This is a genomic window from Candidatus Poribacteria bacterium, assembly GCA_026702755.1.
GTDB lineage: Bacteria > Poribacteria > WGA-4E > WGA-4E > WGA-3G > WGA-3G.
On sequence record JAPPBX010000040.1, the window covers coordinates 1 to 17,898 of the forward strand.

General features: G+C 44.4%; 14 protein-coding genes. 1 reads left to right on the plus strand and 13 read right to left on the minus strand.

Annotated features, from left to right (window positions below; all coding sequences use genetic code 11):
• From OXH39_07935 to OXH39_07955, 5 genes are all read right to left on the minus strand, one after another.
• A partial coding sequence (locus OXH39_07935) for a sulfatase-like hydrolase/transferase (GenBank protein MCY3550377.1) occupies positions 1-598 on the minus strand: 598 nt, incomplete at its 3' end.
• A 14-nt stretch (positions 599-612) separates the two neighbouring features.
• Entirely contained in the window at positions 613-1,164 is a 552-nt protein-coding gene (locus OXH39_07940; protein MCY3550378.1) for a hypothetical protein, read from the minus strand.
• Between the two features lie 87 nt (positions 1,165-1,251).
• On the minus strand, positions 1,252-2,253 hold the full coding sequence (locus OXH39_07945) for a sulfotransferase (protein ID MCY3550379.1): 1,002 nt from the start codon (positions 2,251-2,253) through the stop codon (positions 1,252-1,254).
• Positions 2,254-2,376: 123 nt separating this feature from the next.
• Positions 2,377-3,384, minus strand: coding sequence for a sulfotransferase (locus OXH39_07950; protein MCY3550380.1), 1,008 nt, complete (start codon positions 3,382-3,384; stop codon positions 2,377-2,379).
• 84 nt (positions 3,385-3,468) lie between these two features.
• Positions 3,469-5,016, minus strand: coding sequence for a hypothetical protein (locus OXH39_07955; GenBank protein MCY3550381.1), 1,548 nt, complete (start codon positions 5,014-5,016; stop codon positions 3,469-3,471).
• Positions 5,017-5,277: 261 nt separating this feature from the next.
• On the opposite strand from OXH39_07955, the gene OXH39_07960 reads away from it, so the two are divergent.
• Entirely contained in the window at positions 5,278-6,489 is a 1,212-nt protein-coding gene (locus tag OXH39_07960; GenBank protein ID MCY3550382.1) for a transposase, read from the plus strand.
• Positions 6,490-6,510: 21 nt separating this feature from the next.
• Here the strand turns inward: OXH39_07960 and OXH39_07965 are convergent, their stop codons facing one another.
• The 8 genes from OXH39_07965 to OXH39_08000 all read right to left on the minus strand — a co-directional run.
• Complete coding sequence (locus OXH39_07965; protein MCY3550383.1) at positions 6,511-7,905, minus strand: hypothetical protein; 1,395 nt, start codon at positions 7,903-7,905, stop codon at positions 6,511-6,513.
• A gap of 87 nt (positions 7,906-7,992) precedes the next feature.
• Positions 7,993-8,913, minus strand: coding sequence for a sulfotransferase domain-containing protein (locus OXH39_07970; protein MCY3550384.1), 921 nt, complete (start codon positions 8,911-8,913; stop codon positions 7,993-7,995).
• Positions 8,886-9,890: a sulfotransferase gene (locus OXH39_07975; protein ID MCY3550385.1), complete on the minus strand. Its 1,005-nt coding sequence runs from the start codon at positions 9,888-9,890 to the stop codon at positions 8,886-8,888. The genes OXH39_07970 and OXH39_07975 overlap by 28 nt, the downstream gene beginning before the upstream one ends.
• A 169-nt stretch (positions 9,891-10,059) precedes the next feature.
• The gene (locus tag OXH39_07980; GenBank protein ID MCY3550386.1) at positions 10,060-11,379 is read right to left on the minus strand and encodes an MATE family efflux transporter; all 1,320 of its coding nucleotides are present in this window, start codon (positions 11,377-11,379) and stop codon (positions 10,060-10,062) included.
• A gap of 165 nt (positions 11,380-11,544) precedes the next feature.
• Complete coding sequence (locus tag OXH39_07985) at positions 11,545-12,540, minus strand: NAD-dependent epimerase/dehydratase family protein (protein ID MCY3550387.1); 996 nt, start codon at positions 12,538-12,540, stop codon at positions 11,545-11,547.
• A gap of 267 nt (positions 12,541-12,807) precedes the next feature.
• A complete protein-coding gene (locus OXH39_07990; protein ID MCY3550388.1) occupies positions 12,808-15,012 on the minus strand; it encodes a DUF5916 domain-containing protein in 2,205 nt (734 codons plus the stop codon).
• Between the two features lie 35 nt (positions 15,013-15,047).
• Complete coding sequence (locus OXH39_07995) at positions 15,048-15,698, minus strand: DUF4956 domain-containing protein (protein MCY3550389.1); 651 nt, start codon at positions 15,696-15,698, stop codon at positions 15,048-15,050.
• 79 nt (positions 15,699-15,777) lie between these two features.
• The coding region (locus OXH39_08000) for a leucine-rich repeat domain-containing protein (GenBank protein MCY3550390.1) at positions 15,778-17,898 on the minus strand (2,121 nt) is incomplete at its 5' end.

Here is a 17,898-nt window from a genome sequence, read left to right on the forward strand (position 1 = left end):
TTGCAGTTTTCCCACTACTGAGTTCATCATCTTCAACGTCAAAGGCTTGCCAAGAAGGATTCAAGGGCCCCTGATTGGTAATCGGTAGTCCCCACGAAGGGACACTCCACGAGTAGATATCATCTTGTCTTGACAGGTTATGCATAATCTTACCAACGGATTGGGTATGATAGCCGTACGCTTTAAAGTGCTGTGGGAGTGTCACAGCGTTTGGTAACATTTCCCGAAATCCTGCTGAGTTATTAAGCACTCTTGTTGTTTCAGGTCTTAATCCAGTGAATACTGATGTCCGGGATGGGTTACATATAGGATATTGGCAATAGGCATGATTGAAGAGTGTCCCTCGCTCGGCGAGCCGATCAATGTTAGGTGTGTGCACCTCCGAATGCCCATAACAACCAAGGAAGGGTCGCAGATCATCAACAACGATGAACAACACATTATATTGTCCATCAGCATTCGAGCGATATTTAGGCAAAAACCCAGTTGTAAAGGCGGCCGCGCCTGCTTTTAAACTCGTTGAGAGAAAGGCGCGCCGCGTAAAGGGACGTTTCGTAGAGGCCTGTTCTTGCCCTTGTATAGTTCTCCCTTTGTGCATAATATAAATGATTCCTATGGAAATATTATGACTATTTCTCCATCCCTCACAGATTCTCTGAATAGCATAAGGAGTTCTTCTTCACCCTTTTCTGGGAACTCAAAAGACAAACGGAGATACTCAATGATTATTTCATCAAAGGCACTGATGTACTCAAAGTAAAACATTCCAAATGTATTCTCTTTTAGTTTCTCAACAAAAGCATCTTCAAGATTCTCAAGCCCTTCCAACAGTTCAGGATTTTCAAGATTTTCTTGGCGATATATATCTACCAAATCAACCCAAAGTCCTTTTCTAAAACCGAGTTCTTCTTTAAAGATGTCCTCAGCAGCAGTGAATACAGTAGAAAAATCGCCTGTTTCTTCTGCCATTTGGTGGGCCTCTACCCGTCTTTTATTGACTTTTTCCATTGCTACTTGTGCTTTTTCTAAAGAATTCTGTGTAGGTGTAACAATCTCCATGTCTGGAGGCGTAACAGTCCCCGTGATTGGTTGCCTCATTGCTTGGTCACACCCGATAAGCAATGCGAACACACAAGGCATTAACACCATCAACAACATTAACAATCTCATTTTGACTCCTTTTCAAGTAGACCCTAAACTTGTAGGGGTAATTCATCTTGACAGCCTACTCGTATTAAAAAATTTACCTAATCATTCATTATACCTTAATTCTCTCATCGTGTCATGGAAAATAGGGGCAATTTTAGGATGAACATTAAAAGGGGTTTTAGCGGGTAACGGATGCAAGGTCTGTCGAGCATACTCGTGGAACGTGTCATCCGTCGGCAGTTCACAGAAATCGCACAATGCGGCGAGGGTTTTGTCCGGCTCCAGTGTCAACTCCTCAAAACGGAGGAGGTGAATATAATCGGATGAGGCTTGCATTAAACGGATTCCCTCTCGCATAGTGACGAGCCACTCTACAGCAGCTCTGTCAAGGTGCCGTTCAAAGTGCTTAATTTCATCAGTGACTTCAGAAAGCGCAGGATCCGTTTTGACGAGCTGCTCAACCAAGAGTCTCCATTTACGGTCATCCACACCCCACCAATCGTGTTTCTCATCATTAACCTGAACACCAAGCCGTTCTGACCAAGTCGCAATTGAATGACATGTATCCCATCCATTACGGACGAGAAAAATAAAACGAGCATCGGGAAACAAGGCACGTACGAAACCCACTCTAAAAATAAGTTCTGGATATTTATCAACAAGGCGTTGTGAACGGGTCGCTGTTAAGTAGGCACCAAACATTTGCGAAGCGCGTCGATGCATTTCGTCTGTCGCATCTTCTGCGGTGAGGCGATATTTGGCATCAACTTGGCTGTAGTTTCCAATGACATCTTCATGCGGATGGATGAGGTGCCACATCGCTTTCGGTTCGTTGAGATAACCGACTTCTTTGTGCATAGAAAGAACAATACCGAGTATTGTGGTGCCGCTGCGTCCAGTACCCAAGATAAAGATAGGCTTTTCAACCGGTTTGTATCTGCTGTTGTTCGTAGAAACAGTTTTCAAAATAGAAAAAACAAGTGGATTTATCCAACGTCCCTTTGTCGTTACGGGACGCCCTTCAAAGAAAGCATAACTCATGAGACGCGTCAGCACCTTTGTCGGTCGCGTTCTGATGTAGAGTGGATCTATTTGTGCGATCATATTTTTTAATAGTTATCAGTTGTCAGTAGTCAGTTATCGGTTAAAGAGTCGCCTATGGCTGCCACAGAAACCTCTTGTAACTGAAAACCGATAACTGATAACTATTCTTCTGAAGACTAATTTTTAAAAACGTCTTTTTAAGGTTTGACCGATATTTTTCATTCGATCAAGATTAAAAAGGAATGCTCCAATTAATTTTACAGGGAATGTCAATAGATGAAGTACTAAACTCACCACATTCGGTTGTATTGACACAGGACTATAATTATGTTTTTTCATAAGAGGTGCGGTTATCGTCTGGTTGAGGTAAATCTCAGCTGAACTGAGTTCTCCCCCCGTTGTTTCACCGTGCCAACTGTATGCGCGATGCGGATTTATACCGAGTTCCTGCGGTTGATCTTCCGCTACAGAAGATCCAACCTGTGGGATTTGGAGCATCTCATGCGTGTATGTAATACCGGCAAAATCACAGACACCTTTGACGGTTGCTTCAGGTTGTGCGAGGAGTTCCTCAAAATAGATGGAGGTTACTCGCTCGTGCTGCAGAAACTGCTCAGCAGTGGTGACAGCAGTTCGCCAGATGTGACTAATGGTTATCGGATGATAGTTCATCCAATCCCGAAACGTTTCTTTCATCGGCATATCACTTCCACCGAGAAACCGGCGTTTCCATTTCCTTTTTTGGGATAATAGCACATCGCGTGGATCACGGATCATATTAATAATGCGCGCTTTCGGATAAAGCTTAAGAATATCTGCAATGTAAAAGACGTTACGTGGGGTCTGGTCGCAAGGAATAGTCCCACCGTTTTCGGCAGTACCGTGGCGGAGGAAAGCTTCAAAGAGTGCTGCTTGCGTTTCAGGGTAGGTGGTTAAACCTTCAAGAAATGTCCGTGCCTCGTTTAGAAAACGATGTGGATTTCCATGTGTACGATAACCCTCTTGTTGAATACAATATAACTGCGAAGCAATTTTTTCTATCTCTTCTTTACGCGTCTCTGATGAAAACGGCGGCGCACAGAGTTGACCAAAGAAGTGGAGTTCACCAAAGGTGTAAACACTTGGGTGTTTTCCCAAAATTCGCCCCATCATCGTTGTTCCACTGCGACTATTCCCTACGACAAATATCATTTTATCAGTTACCAGTTATCAGTTAAGAGTTACAAAAGGTTTTTGTAGCAGCCACAAGCATCTCTTTAACTCGTAACTCAATAACTATTCCGCTATTTTGAGGATTCCAAAACTGTTTTTGCGGATGACGAGTTCTGCTGACTTCCCACTCCATTCTTGGATGCGGATCTCAATTTCGCCAGAGCCTTCCATTTCTGCATTGCCTCCATTCGTTGCGTTGAGTCTCTCATCAGCAACATAACGATAGGTGACATTGCCCTCGTAACGTTTACCATCAACGAAAAGTTGTGGTATATGCTGTTCACCTGTCCGATTGCTGATAAGAACAACAAGATGTTCTGCCGTCTTCTCACCGATTACTTGTGCCTGAATACCGGGCATCTGTCTCCCTTGATACTCAATAGCACCCATAAGAAGAGGCGAGTTTTGGACTGAGAGGGCAAATTGTGTATCTGCCTGCGCGAATGCTTCACCGATAAGCTGAAAAGCCGGGTAGACAGTGCGTCGAATAGTATTACCGAAATCGGACTCGGGTTCGCCACCATACTTCCAAAATGTCCCACCAGGATTCCCAGGGGTTATCAGCGAAAACGCTGGAAACCCTTTGCCGGGACCCGCGATGACGTGGAAGTTCGCCTGTGTGACGTTCGGGATTGTTAGCATCTTCAGAAAGAAATCACCTACGTACATTGCATGGAGCTGCGTGTTCGCAACACGGTTCACTGGGTTGGCGATGTTCCACTCAGTTATCCACATCTCTTTATCTGGAAATAATTTTTCATAGTAATCAAGTGCCTCTGTAACAGCGAAGTGAATCCATCCCATGAGGTAGCCTCGCATCTCCTCTATTTCTTTTTTTCGAACGGCTTTGTAGGCATAGACATGGACGGTATAAGCATCGTAGAAACTGGTGTCTGCAGCGAGACCTTCATCCCATTTCCGTTGTTGTGTTTTTACCAACCATCCCTCTTTATGGAATGCAATTGGTGAAGCACAGACCGACACCTTTATATCTGGATCAACGGCTTTCATCGCCGCTGCATGCTTTTTGGCTGCCGTTATATAGGCTTCAGCAGTAGGATATTTGTTGAGGTAGTGTGGCAGATAGTATTCATTGCCGAGTTCCCAATGCTTAACGTGATATCCCTTATCTTTAGCGTAATTCACCCACGCTGCGCTCTCTTCCGGGCTGCCTGTCCATAAATTTACAACAACAACAGGTGTAATATTCAGTGTGTTGCATAACTGTATAAAGTCGTCAAAAACGATTTTACCTTCTCGTAGCTTTTGGAGTCTCGCGTAATTTCTTTTATTTCGACTATTAAGTTTTGTATTGAGGGTTGATGCCATTTCACTCTCAAAAAAGCCACCATGTTCCCAATGATAGAAATTCCCGACTGTACCCCCCGGAAACCGTAAGGTCTTTGGCGCAAGTGCCTTTGTTAATTCAACAAAATTGGTGTCAAGGTATCCATAATCGCCATTCATCATGTTTGTATTGAAACCGTAGAGTGCTTGACGGAGCGGTTGCGAATTGCGTGTGTCAATTTCCAGACGTAGCGCATCCATAGACGTATTTTTTCCTTGGCATCCGATGCCAAGGAACAATACTATCAATCCTACAAACGCCATACAGCAGTTCCGATAAAACCTATTAGAAACACCATAGGCATTTATATTTAACACAAAGGTGGAAAACTTCATCAAAATCTTCGGCGTGGAAACCTCGCCCTTTAGGGCGGGGAGGAAACGCCGTCCTTTTTTCTTGACAAATAACGTCAAAAATGTTAGAATAATATTATCGTGTGGAGGCAACTAACTACCTGCATGCAAGTGCAGTCTTGCCTCCAACCGACTGTAGTTAGCGGTTAAAACACGATACACGATTCTCCAATGAGACGCACCTTCAAATACCGCGCATATCCAACTCCTGCACAAGAGAAGTGGTTGTTTTCGGAGTTTCAACATCAGAAACAGTTGCAGAACTATATGCTCCAGATGCGTAATCAAATGTGGGAATATGGGAGTATCTCTGTATCGCTGTATGACCAGATCAACCATCTTAAGAAACTCCGTGCCTCTAACTCGCACTATTCCGATCACCCGCAGGATATGCAGGCGCAGACGCTCAAAAGAGTCAACGCGGCACACGAGCATTTTCAACGCCGTTGCCGAAAGGGAGCAGAGAAAAAGGGATACCCGCGTTACAAGTCCTCTGTCCGATCGGTGTCGTGGTCTTTGCGAAAACATAAACTCAAGACGGGTGAACGTGTCCGTCAGCACCCTATCCGTGAAACAGGCAAACGGCATAATTTGCTGAAAGTGCCAAAACTCGGTGAAGTCAAGATCCGTCAGCACCGTCGGCTCATAGGAGACCCGAAAGAGGTCACGTTGAAAAAGACAGTGCGCGGCTGGTATTGCTTTATCGTTTGCGAAGTGCCTGATACGCTGAAATGTGTCCCGAAGTCGGCTTGTGGTGTGGATGTTGGCACGCGCGATTTTCTGACGACTTCTGATGGCGAGAAGATACCCAACCCTCGCTTTTACCGAACTGCCGAACGCAAACTCGTAAAACTTCACCGGGATTTGTCTCGTAAAAAGTATCAGAGCAAACGGTGGTATAAGGCAAAGGACGCATTGGCGAAGCAAGCCGATATTGTGGCGTGTCAACGTCTTGACTTTCTGGCGAAAACAGCGTCCAAACTTTTTCACCACAGAGGTTTTGATGCTGTTGTTGCTGAGAAACTTAGACCGAGTAACATGGTAAAGAACCGATACCTTGCCAAGTCTATTGCTGATACGTCGTGGGGGATGTTCTTTGACTGGTGCGACTGGGTGGCAAAACGCGATGGTAAATATTTCCATCAAGTGCCACCACACAATACCAGCCAAACCTGTTCGGAATGCTGTCAGAAATCGGTTATCAAACTGAAGTTGTCCGATCGTATGTTCCATTGTAAAATCTGTGGTTTGAAACTGGACCGCGACCACAATGCGGCGAAAAATATACTTCACAGGGCGGCTTGCGCCCTTCGTGGAGAGGTATGGGATACCATCCTCTATGAAACGAGAAATCCGTTGCTACAACGGGCTTGTTGGGGTTAATTCTCTAACAAGCCTCGCCCTTTAGGGCGGGGTACTTGACAATGTTATCCTCAGAGGTCTATAGGTCGGGAGCGATGTATCGCTGGCGAACATAAGCCCCGCGCAGAGCCAGAAGTAGAACCCATAGCCTCGAAATTCAAGGGTCCGGTTGAAGAAAAGTAGAAACACCGTAACAGCAACAAGACAAAGCATTATGATTGCAATCTGTTGTGTCACGCGCGAAGCAGCAGCACTCCGGTCTCCAGTAAACAGTGTATTGACGGACCTTCTGTAAAGGTTTAGCGCGGCGCGAAAGAGCCGATAAAATATCAAAGCGAAAAAGCCTAATCCTAATATACCGTAGAAACAGAAAATCGCTACCCAATAAACATCCTTGAATCCCTCCTTGCTCAGTACTTTCAATAGAAATGAACGTTTGCTCATATTCAGTCTTTCAATCGTAGTGTTCTGGTCGGCACCATAGCCTAAGATAGGTTTGTTTACAAGTACTGTCGGGACATTTCCGATCAATGCCCCCAGTCTCTGTTTTTGTGCGACCCGGACATAGGATCCAGAAAATACACCTGTTACGTTGCCGACGAGTCCAACTTTTGCTTTACGCGGGTTTATGTACTCAAGATTGAAAGGGTTTACGACTGCCAATAGTATCCCGAAGACTAATACTGTCGCCAATGCTAAACGAAGGGTCTGTTTCCACCCGTAGTGGAAATAGTACCATGCCCCACCTGCGAGAAGCGCGGAGAAAGTCGCGGCGCGTGAATACGAACGCGCAATAAAGAAAAATAGTACTAACGCTCCGAGCAGATTCAGATATTCCAACCGTCGAATACGGGAAAGATAAATAACAAGGACAAGAATCATAAAGACACCGTAAATCACGGTATCTCCTAAAGTCCCGTAGACACTGCCAATTTCTCTGCCGAGTTCAAGCAATCTGTACTCTTTGGTAAACCCGCCGATGCTGAGTGTTGATTCGCGCGGTAGGAAAAAATCAAACGCAGTAGGTCCGCCTGCCCATTGAATGATACCCGCCACGAGTTGGAAGATGCCAACACCGAGAATTATCCGCAGAAGCGTTGTAATGCGTCTTTCTGACAAGGCGGAGTTCGCAACGAGATAGAAAAGTACAATATATCGCGCAAAGGGTCGGATGTTGTAAAGACTGCCTATCAAAGGTGATCTGTTGATAAGCATTGACAACAAGACGACGCTGTAAAAGCCTATAATCGGTAAATCAATCGTTGTTTTGACGAACGGAATACCCCTATGTAGTTTATGGATAACGAGTTTCCCAAAAGCGACATAGATGAGCATTTCACCGAAGAATCTTAAATAGGAGTAGAGAGCATCACTAACGGGCAAAAACTTCAGTATAAACTCTTCAAAAGCGACGTATCCTGTTAAAAAGTAAATCATTTCTATTCGTTGTCAGTTTGCCTCGCAGTGAGAGTTGTCGGTTTCCGCCAACTAATAGCCAATAACTGAAAGCCTTTCAGCGGGTATTTAATGCCAAAAGGAGAGGTCTCTGCCCAACAATTCTGCCAATTGTTCGTTAAAGGGTTTAAAATACGCCATCTGGCGTTCACGCGTCTCAGGATTAATTGGTGGTGGAACCGATTTCATATTTTCTTGGGGCTTGTCGTTCCAATCCAGAACAGCTTTTCTCAACTTGTAAGCGGTAGCATCTGGGACAAGTTTGCGAATGGCTTTTCTGATGGGATTATGAGATGCCAGAAATTGCGTAAACAGAAAATTGAACCTTTCGGAACGTGGCATAGCGGCTCGGTTATGTCGTTCACCGATAAGAGGTTTGAAATCAGAACGGATACCAATGCGCTCAAAAAGTTGTTGACAGACAGTTTCAGCCCTCTCCTTCAGGTCGTCAGTTAGGACACAGTGTACCTGACTCGAACCGAATTGGGTTATCAAATTCTTGACGTGTGGATAATAGATACCATTGTATTGATAGGCGCACTGTCGCCATTTAAACCAATCTTCGTTTACACGCGCTTCCTCAGCGGCGAGTGCCTCTTCATAAGTCTTGATGTTTTCCCAACCTCTCCGCCGAGCCCACCAATAGGCAGAATAAGCACGAGCCACAGGTTCCCGAAGTAGCACAACGAGATGCATCTCAGGGTTGTGTTCATAAATCCGCTGCATGACTTCCGGTGAATGCATGACCATTACATTTTTGGCGATGAGTTGTTTGTCCTCAATTTTGCCAGCGGCATTTTCCCCAACAAAATACTTTGCAAAAGCCCACTCATACCCACGCGTGTATTCACGCTCTTGCAGGAAAAACGTCAACTCTGGTTGTGCATGCGTGTGTACATCAGGGTGTTGCGCCAAGTAGCGAAGGAGCGAAGAGGTTCCTGCTTTCTGTGCGCCAACAATCATTAACTGGATTTTACGAAAGTCTCCCATGGTAAAGGTTTCCCAATTAATTCACCGAGGGCATGAACATCTGGTTTGTAATAATTGATTAAACGGTGCCGCGTCTCTTCTGACATCTGAGTCTTCTCATCCGTCTGCGTGTTTAATCGGAGATAGAGCGGCTCAATTGTTCGTCTAATCGTCCGCAAAGGGATATGAACAATTGGCTTGTTATGTGTCCACTGTCGCAATCGAAACCGGAAGTCCCTATATTTCCGATGCAACTCGGAATTTCGCATTTTCTGGGAACGATTCGTCACTTCAAAGGCGTAATCGCTATAAAAATCGGCATCTATATCAGCGAAGTTGCATAATTCCGTCATGGTATTTAATGGCTGTGCTGCAAGTTCCTCATAAAAGAGGACGTGGATACGCGCTGGATCAAATTGCTTAAAATAACGCTCCAAATAGATAGTATAACATCCCTGCTGAAGTGTTTGCAAGTGCTGTTCCTCGTTCTCTCTGTGGCAGTCAACAGAAGAGAAAAGCAATTCGATGTATGCATCGAAATTCAAGGTTTGTGGCAATTTGCCAATCTGCTTCGCAAAGCGATACCACGAGATTAACCTTGAAATCGGTTCTCGAAGGCTGAAAACCAATTTTGCATACGGTAGAAACTCGACGATTCTCCCACGTGCCTTTTCACAATACAGATAATCAGGTGTAGACTCCATTCTGAGCTGTGTTTCATCAGAACCAGAAAACAAAAGGTTGTATTCCTCAGCATCACCTTTATATCGGTATTTTGAGGGAAGCGGATAAGCATCACTGAGAAAAAATCGGGTTTCCTTGTAAGTCGCAGCACAAACAGCTGGGTGGTCGGCAAGATATGCGAAAAGAGATGTCGTTGCCGCCTTCGTAGTGCCCGCCACGATGAGGTAGTGATAATCCCGAACACACTTCGTCTGTTGTCCAGAATCGATTTTCTCTAAAATTGGAGTCTCATCTGGGATTTTTACGTTCTTCATTTATCCATTTATAGTTTTAACCATCAACTCGTGCTTTAGCAAAAGTATCTGTAGACGAGTTGATGGTTAAAGTTGTCGGTTCGGGTTTTCTCGCAGTGAGAGTTAAGCGGTTTTCGTCTAACGGAACTCTCCTGTAACTGATAACTGATAACTATCTTGCGTTTGTTTGCTACTTTTGAAACCAAGAAACCTGCGTCTTTCGGAGGAGATACGTCAGGTTTGCAACAGCGAGTAGTGCAGTGATGGATACAGCGAGTGCGATTCCTCGAAGTTCCAAGGTTCTAATCAATCCGTACGCCACTAAAAAATTGAGAACAGCCATCGTCACCATATTCGCGAAAACAGATCGGTACGCTTTTTGTGCGTAAAGCCCAGCATTCAGTACAGGTATCAGACAAGAGAACACCATACCCGTGCTGAGCCAAAAGAGGAGGTGTCCTATCAGTTCAATTGCTGCGTCATCAAGTTTACCGCGTCCATATAATAACCAACTGATTTTTGCATGAAATATTAACAAGAATAGTGCGACTGGGAATCCAATGATTACAGCTGTACGTGCATTTCGATTGAGGGTTTGTCCTAATTTCTGTTTATCGTTTACTGCGCTGTCCGTTGCCATATCAGGTAAACCCGTCGTCGCAATACTGATACCGATGAGTGTCTGTAGTGCCGAGAAAATCCGGAAGGCATAGTCATACCGTGCCACAGCAACGCCCCCAAGTTGCGAGGCAAGGTATATTCCAATCAGCAAACGGTTCGTGACTTGGCGTATCGCAAAACCGAGTGTCGGTAAAGTGACCGTGTCTTTCAAGGCGTTTAGTGTATCCACAGAGATGCCTGTAAACTGATACCGGTGTCCTGTTCGATATGTCCCTATGCCCAAGTATGCAAAGTATATACCAAAACCCACAATGTAAGCCATTGCTATCCAGTTTTCAAGGTTTTCTATATTCGGTATGAGCAGAAATACAGCTGCTGCGATGCCAGCTGGCAGGGCGTTTCGGAGTGCGACTGTTTTAAAGTGTTGCTTACTGTTCAGGAACGCCCCTAATACGGTACTACCACATCCAAAAACAAGCAAAGGTGCACATAGTCTCAATAGTGTTGTCTCTCTTTGCGCATCAAAAGTCGATTTTCGTAATAAACCACTTGCTATCCATGGTGCGAAAAACTCAATCAGGATAAAAACCGCGAAGCCGCCCCAGAGAAAAAGATTAAGGAAGTTATTGACGAAAAGTCGGTACTTTGTAGGGTTCATCTCCTTTTCACGTGTTACAAAGAGCGGAACCAAACTAAATTTAGTACCTTCTCGAACAACGGTATCAACTAATATAACAATATTCAATGCGGCAATGAGCGCGACGGCTACATCGCTTTCACCGAACCGCATTGGAATCAAGTGAACTCGGACGAGGAGGCTCAACCCCATACCAGCAAAGGTAATCACCATTACCCAAAATGTCTTGTGCTGTAGGAGTCTTTTGATCATGATTTAATAGTTGTCGGTTGTCGGTTACGTTTCCTGTGCCGCGAGTGTCCACCGATAAACTTCCAACCCTTTTTTCCTGTCTCAGTTGAAGTTAGCGGCGAACGCCAGCCTTCGTTACGTTACCATTATCAGAAAACTCTCACTGCAAGGCAAACTACATTAGATTTATTTCCAGCCATCGGGCAGATTTTTGCGAATCTCAATATCACCAAACTCGGTAGCCGGACGTGGTCCAACCGATTTAGCCCATGTCGCCATGCGATGAAGCCCCTCGTCTAACGCAACCTGCGCTGTTTTTCCGAACACCTGCTGAAATTTCTCATGGGAACAATAGGCGTGTTTAACCTCTTCTCTCGCATGCACGTTGATGACAGATACTTCCTTATCCATTGCCGTCATCACTAAATCCGCTAACTCGTTCACCGAAACATGCTCATCCGAACCGACGTTAAAAATCTCTCCGGATGCTTCTGGTATATCCACAGCACGGGCGATGTGCGGGGCAACGTCTGCGATATGTGTGAAGGCACGCGTCTGTTCTCCATCTCCAAAAATACGCAGCGGCTTATCCTGCATGATATTATTCATGAAGATACCAATAACGTTTCGATACTTGTCGCTGATATTCTGGAGTTCGCCATAAACGTTATGCGGGCGGAAAATCGTATAATCCAAACCAAAGAGCCGCTTAGAGACAGCGAGTTCCTGTTCCACCGCGTACTTAGCAATACCGTAAGAATCCTCCGGGACAGGGATGAGTCCTTCATGCATTGGGAGTTGGTTTTCTCCATAAACAGCGATAGAAGAAGTGAATACAAATCGTTTGACATTGTGGTTTATCGCTGCGTTGATGAGGTTTACACTTCCGATGAGATTATTTTGGTAGTTAAACCGTTTGATAAAGTGACTCAGTCCCTCCGCTGCATAAGCGGCAAGGTGATAGATATAATCGAATTGATATTGCTCACAGAGTTGATTTATAAGCTGAGCATCAAGGATACTTCCCTCAACAAAGGTTACGGCAGGGGCGAGATTCGCCCGGAAGCCGCCACTCAGGTCATCAAGTGCGACAACTTCCGTGTTACCTTGGTGGATAAGTTCACTAACGACGTGCGCGCCCATAAAGCCCGCACCTCCTGTGACTAATGCTTTTTTGTTCATACTTTTAACGAATGTACCTCGCTACGATTGTTCCATTGTTGAAGTTTAATGTAAGCCAGAGGAAAGGTTTAATTAATCCTATTTGTGTAGTGCTCAGTGTTATTTCTTCAATCTTTTGTAAAAGGAATGGATCAGCAAAATATCAGCATCGGTATTACTTTCGGATGACCATTTTGCCAATAGCAGTGAAATCATCAACAGCCCGTAGAAGTACCCCTCGTGGATACTCATCATCAGGCAGGCATACGACCTGCCCCTATTGGTAAACTACAGACCAAAGGTATTTGTATACTTCAGTAATACTGTGCGTCCGCGCGTTAGCAACTGCCTTGGTATTTCATCGTCTCTGTATGTGTTGAGATTTTCATTATAAACCAACCATAGGTCATTCCCTTCACGGAAATTATATCGAAATCGAATATTTGTTGAGAATCGATCACTAGCACTATTATATTGCACAAATCCATTCAGAGAAACTTGTGTGTTCAAAGCGGCCCGGGTCCGAATCCGAACGAGATGTGCATTGAATCCTTGATTACGCTCGGGGAAACGAACGACATTGACTTCATACTCACTGCTTATTTCCAAATGTGAGGACACATTCCAAGTCGGTTTAACTCCGAGGTCAAGGCGCCAACCGTCAAAAAATCCACCGAAAGCCCAATCGAAATCAGCACGGAGTAAACTTTTATTGGGCATATCGAAACCACCATCAACCTTGAAAGTGGTATAACTACCCATTGGGATCACCGTATCTTCAGGAAAATCCTCAGCCTCAATGAGATCTTCATAATCCATTTCAAAATCCATCGCCACGCCTGCTCCAGACTTCCATTCCAGATCGATCTCATATTTAAGATGCGCGGATTCCACAGATCCATCCTCATTACGGAACACAACGGACCCAGAAAATTGTAACGGGCTCACTTGTCTAATCGGGGTTCCCTTTCCCATTAGCCAATCATAACGAACACTTGACCGCAGTTGCGTGAAATCCTTACGAGTTGTAAATCCGAGCCCGGGCAAAAAGTCTTTTCCTCTCCGAGCTACGACGAGTTCATAATCCAAACCAACATCCGTGCGTCGAGTCAGTTCTGTGAGAAACATCGCCGTATCTAAAAAATTGAATGTCTGTTCTTGAATGACTTGGTCTTCAAAAGTTTGTCCCCACTTAAGGGTCAAATATTCTTTCCCAAAAATCCGAAAAATACCGTCAAGTCCATAGGCAAAGTTGTAATTTCCTTCTTCATCAACACGGTTGGTTAACATGATACCCGCATAAGAATATGGATTAAGAACCTGTCGTCGCATGCGTAGGACTCCAAAGTTTTCTCTGGGGATGTCTCCTTTACGTGCGGTTTGCATATCAAGAAAACCGAGGTCCCAATTTCCAATACGTCCGACGAGTCTGGCCCCACCAATAATAGGGATCTGTTTACGATCTTGGATGCCGATTCGTCGACTATGGAAAAGTCGAGCACGACCGAGAAAATTAAAGGAGAAAATACCGGAACGCTCTTGAAAGAATTGCCGTTTTTCCGGGAAGAAGAGCGAGAATCGGCTTAGGTTAACTTGCTGCTCATCAGCTTCCGCTTGGGCAAAGTCTGGATTTAGTGTTGTATCCAAAGTGAGGTTGCTAGTGACGTTATATTTAATATCGACCCCAGCGTTTCTTGCTAATTCGTTTTTCAGATGATAGGAGGCACCGGCATCGTTTAATGTAGGTGTTTGTCCAAGTCCTCCGGTGACATAAGGTGTAAAGTAAATAGGTTTTTGACTGTAAATGTTATCTAACACCACTGGATGTGCTCGAGATGGTGTATCAATACCGCGCTCTGGAGATAGGTCAGGGAAGACGACACGCTCGTTTTTTCGGGCAATATTTCGATAAGCGATTAATCCCATAACAACCCGGCCGTTTTCATCCTGAAAACTCAAACTCGAAAACGGAATACGCATCTCAACGAACCAACCTTCTTCATTCTGCACCGTTGTGACATCCCAATAGGTATTCCAGTTCTTATTATCCGATTTGCCATCATTAAAGATGGCTTCATCACCTCGAACACCAGCGGGAGTCGTCCAAAACGACAAGGCACTTTCCTTGTCATTGAAGGTATCAAGAATGATTCCAAATTTATCATCCTTGCTCGATCTATCCCTATAGAGCGAGTTCACACGGACCTTGGAGGGATTGGTATCATAACACTGTGCTGAGCAGTAGAGATAATCTCTATCATAAGCAACTCTAATTTCAGTTTTTTCGGTCGGTTCACCTCTATAAGTAGGTTTGTACATGATCACCGGCAAGGGCTCAATTTGCTGCCATCCCGGTTCGTCACTTAAGCCATCAATTTGAATAGATTCTGTTAAATAGGTTAACTGTAAGGGTTCTTGGGCGTTAGCAATAGTCACAGAGAACACAAGAATTAGGATGATGCATACCTTAGTAAATTTTGACAGGTTTATCATTTTTTAGACTCGTTGGGCATAGATCAATTCAGATCCTACACTTTATCCATTTTCACGTCTGTGATATTTTCAGTACTCGATAGTTCAGTAAAAAAAGTAAGCCATTTCTCTGGGTTCACCAATTTAACGCGAAATGTCAGTTCAACCAGTTGCAATTTTTTTATCCGTTTTTCAAGTAAGCACTCGTCAACTAAGTGCCTATCGAAAACAGAGCGATAAGCGGCTTCCGGGTTCTGGTCAGGTGAAAAACAGAATTCCAGACGAAATTCGTTATTGTTCCCAAATTGCTGATGCCAATTGTAAATACCAAGGATAATGATACCGATAAGAAAGGTAGCTAAAATCGCGACAGACACATTTCCCACCCCGACTGCCATACCGACAACTAACGCATAGCAAACAAAACCGATATCGCGCGGGTCCTGGATAGCGGTCCGAAATCGAATGATAGACAGGGCACCGACTAAACTAAACGCAAGCGTAATGCTATCACCGATGACTACCATTACTACTGAAATCAGTATGCACAGAATGATGAGTGTGTCAGTAAAGGATTGTTGCGGGGTCTTGGTGTGAGTTAACTGGTAGATATTAACAATGAAAACACCCAGAGCAAACGCACACAACAATTTAAAAGTATTAGTCCAGAGTGTTTCAAGCGATATCAGGACTAAAAAGTCAAACAATATATTCTCCCGAGAACTATCTACTAACAGGAGGGTATTTTTCAGAAAGATAATGTCTTCTGAATTTCTGACAGGTTTATTACTTCCGGATAAGCATTTTGCGAGTAGCTGTGAATTCGCCTGCAGTGAGCGTATAGAAATAAACGCCACTTGCGACAGATTCACCCACCCCATTCCGACCATCCCAATAGACTGCGCGGGATTTGCTGCGATATACTCCCGCTTGCACTTGCCCTAACTCCAAGTTCCGAACAAGTTTTCCATCGGCAGAATGGATAGAGACACAAACCTCTGTCGGTTTCGACAACTGGTAGGGTATCCACGTCTCAGGATTGAAGGGATTCGGATAGTTCGCTAACAAAGCCGTTTCTTTCGGCAACGCCACTGACATAGACAGAACCGATAGGAGCCGCTCCAGAAAAGTAATCCCCTTTCGTATCCGAGGATCCCCTGCATCAAGGTGCTTGGCAAGCTCTATCCACCGCGTGAGATTCGCAGCTGTAAGGGAAGACAGATCCCCCCAATGTTTGTTGAGACTCGGTGCCCCAGCTGAACCTATCTCCGCAGCGATCATCAGCAAGTCGCTTACATCAACGGTGCCATCGCTGTTGACATCCGGATAGAGTTCAGAACCCGCGAGTGCCGACGGATCGGGGGTCCCATAGTTGGAGGCGACTACAACGAGGTCTAAGAGATTCACAACGCCATCTCGGTTCACATCTACTGACTTGTAAGATGCCTTCGTTTGGTTGCTGGCATCATATTCCACCAAGGTCTCTATTAATCCTGCTATTGGAGAAAAATCTGATATTTGGTTGCTGCTAAGGTCAAGCATTTTCAGGTTTACCAGACCCCGCAGGGGAGACACATCCGAGATCTCGTTGTCATGAAGATCCAACTCCGTCAAGTTTATCAATACGCTGAGGGGCGAGACATCCGAGACATTGTTGCCATCTACATCGAGCACCGTCAGATTTATCAAATCCTTGAGGGAAGACACATCCGAGATCCTGTTGTCATCAAGATCCAGGTCTGTGAGATTTATCATATTTTTCAGAGGGGACACATCCGAGATCTGATTGTCGTGAAGATCCAGAATCAACAGTTCTGTCATATCTGTGAGTGGCGATATATCAGATATCTTATTGCTATCAAGATCTAGTTCCGTCAAGTTTGTCAAAGTTCTAAGCGGGGACACATCCGAGATCTCATTTCCATCAAGATCCAGATATTTTAGATTTGTCAAAACTCTGAGTGGGGATATATCCGATATTTCGTTATCGTCAAGATCTAGCACTCTTAGTCTTGTTAAAGTTTTGAGCGGAGATATATCTGATATCTCGCTATCATCAAGATCTAAAAATACCAGCTTTGTTAAATTTTCGAGTGGTGATACATCCCATATTGGGTTGTCGTCAAGATCTAGGCGGCTCAAATTTCTCAAATCTTTGAGAGGAGACACATCCGAGATCTTGTTGTCAGAGATATCCAGGCGGCTCAGTTTTGCCATATTTATGAGAGGAGACACATCCGAGATCTTGTTGCTGTCAAGGTCCAAAAATTGCAGTTTTGTCAAAGTGTTGAGTGGAGACACATCCAATAACTGATTAAGCTGAAGACTTAGGTGTGTCAAGTTTGTCAAATTTTCGAGTGGAGACGCATCTGATAACCGATTATCTTTAAGCTTTAAGTGTGTCAAGTTTGTCAAATTTTCGAGTGGAGACGCATCTGATAACAGGTTTTGCTGAAGATCTAAGTATCTTAAGTGGATCAAAGCACGGAGCGGAGACACATCCGATATCTTGTTCTCACGAAGATCTAGTTCAATTAGTTTTGTCATATTTTTCAGTGGAGATACGTCCGGCAACTGATTACTTCTGAGGCTTAAGAATGTCAAGTTTGTCAAATTTTCGAGTGAAGACACATCCGATATCTGCCAGTTGAGACCAAGATCTAGATATGTCAATTTGGTCAGACTTTTGAGAGGAGACACATCCAATATACTATTACTACCAAGATGCAGCTCTTTCAGATTGATAGCAAACTCAAGACCGGTCAAATCTTGAATGCGCGATTTAAACGTATTATTAGTCAATTGGCATATCAACCGATTTGACGTTCCCCAGCCTCCTACTTCTGCCAGCGTCAAAAATCGGCATCTGCCTTGCAGCACTTCCAAACTCCTCATATCTGTCTCAGT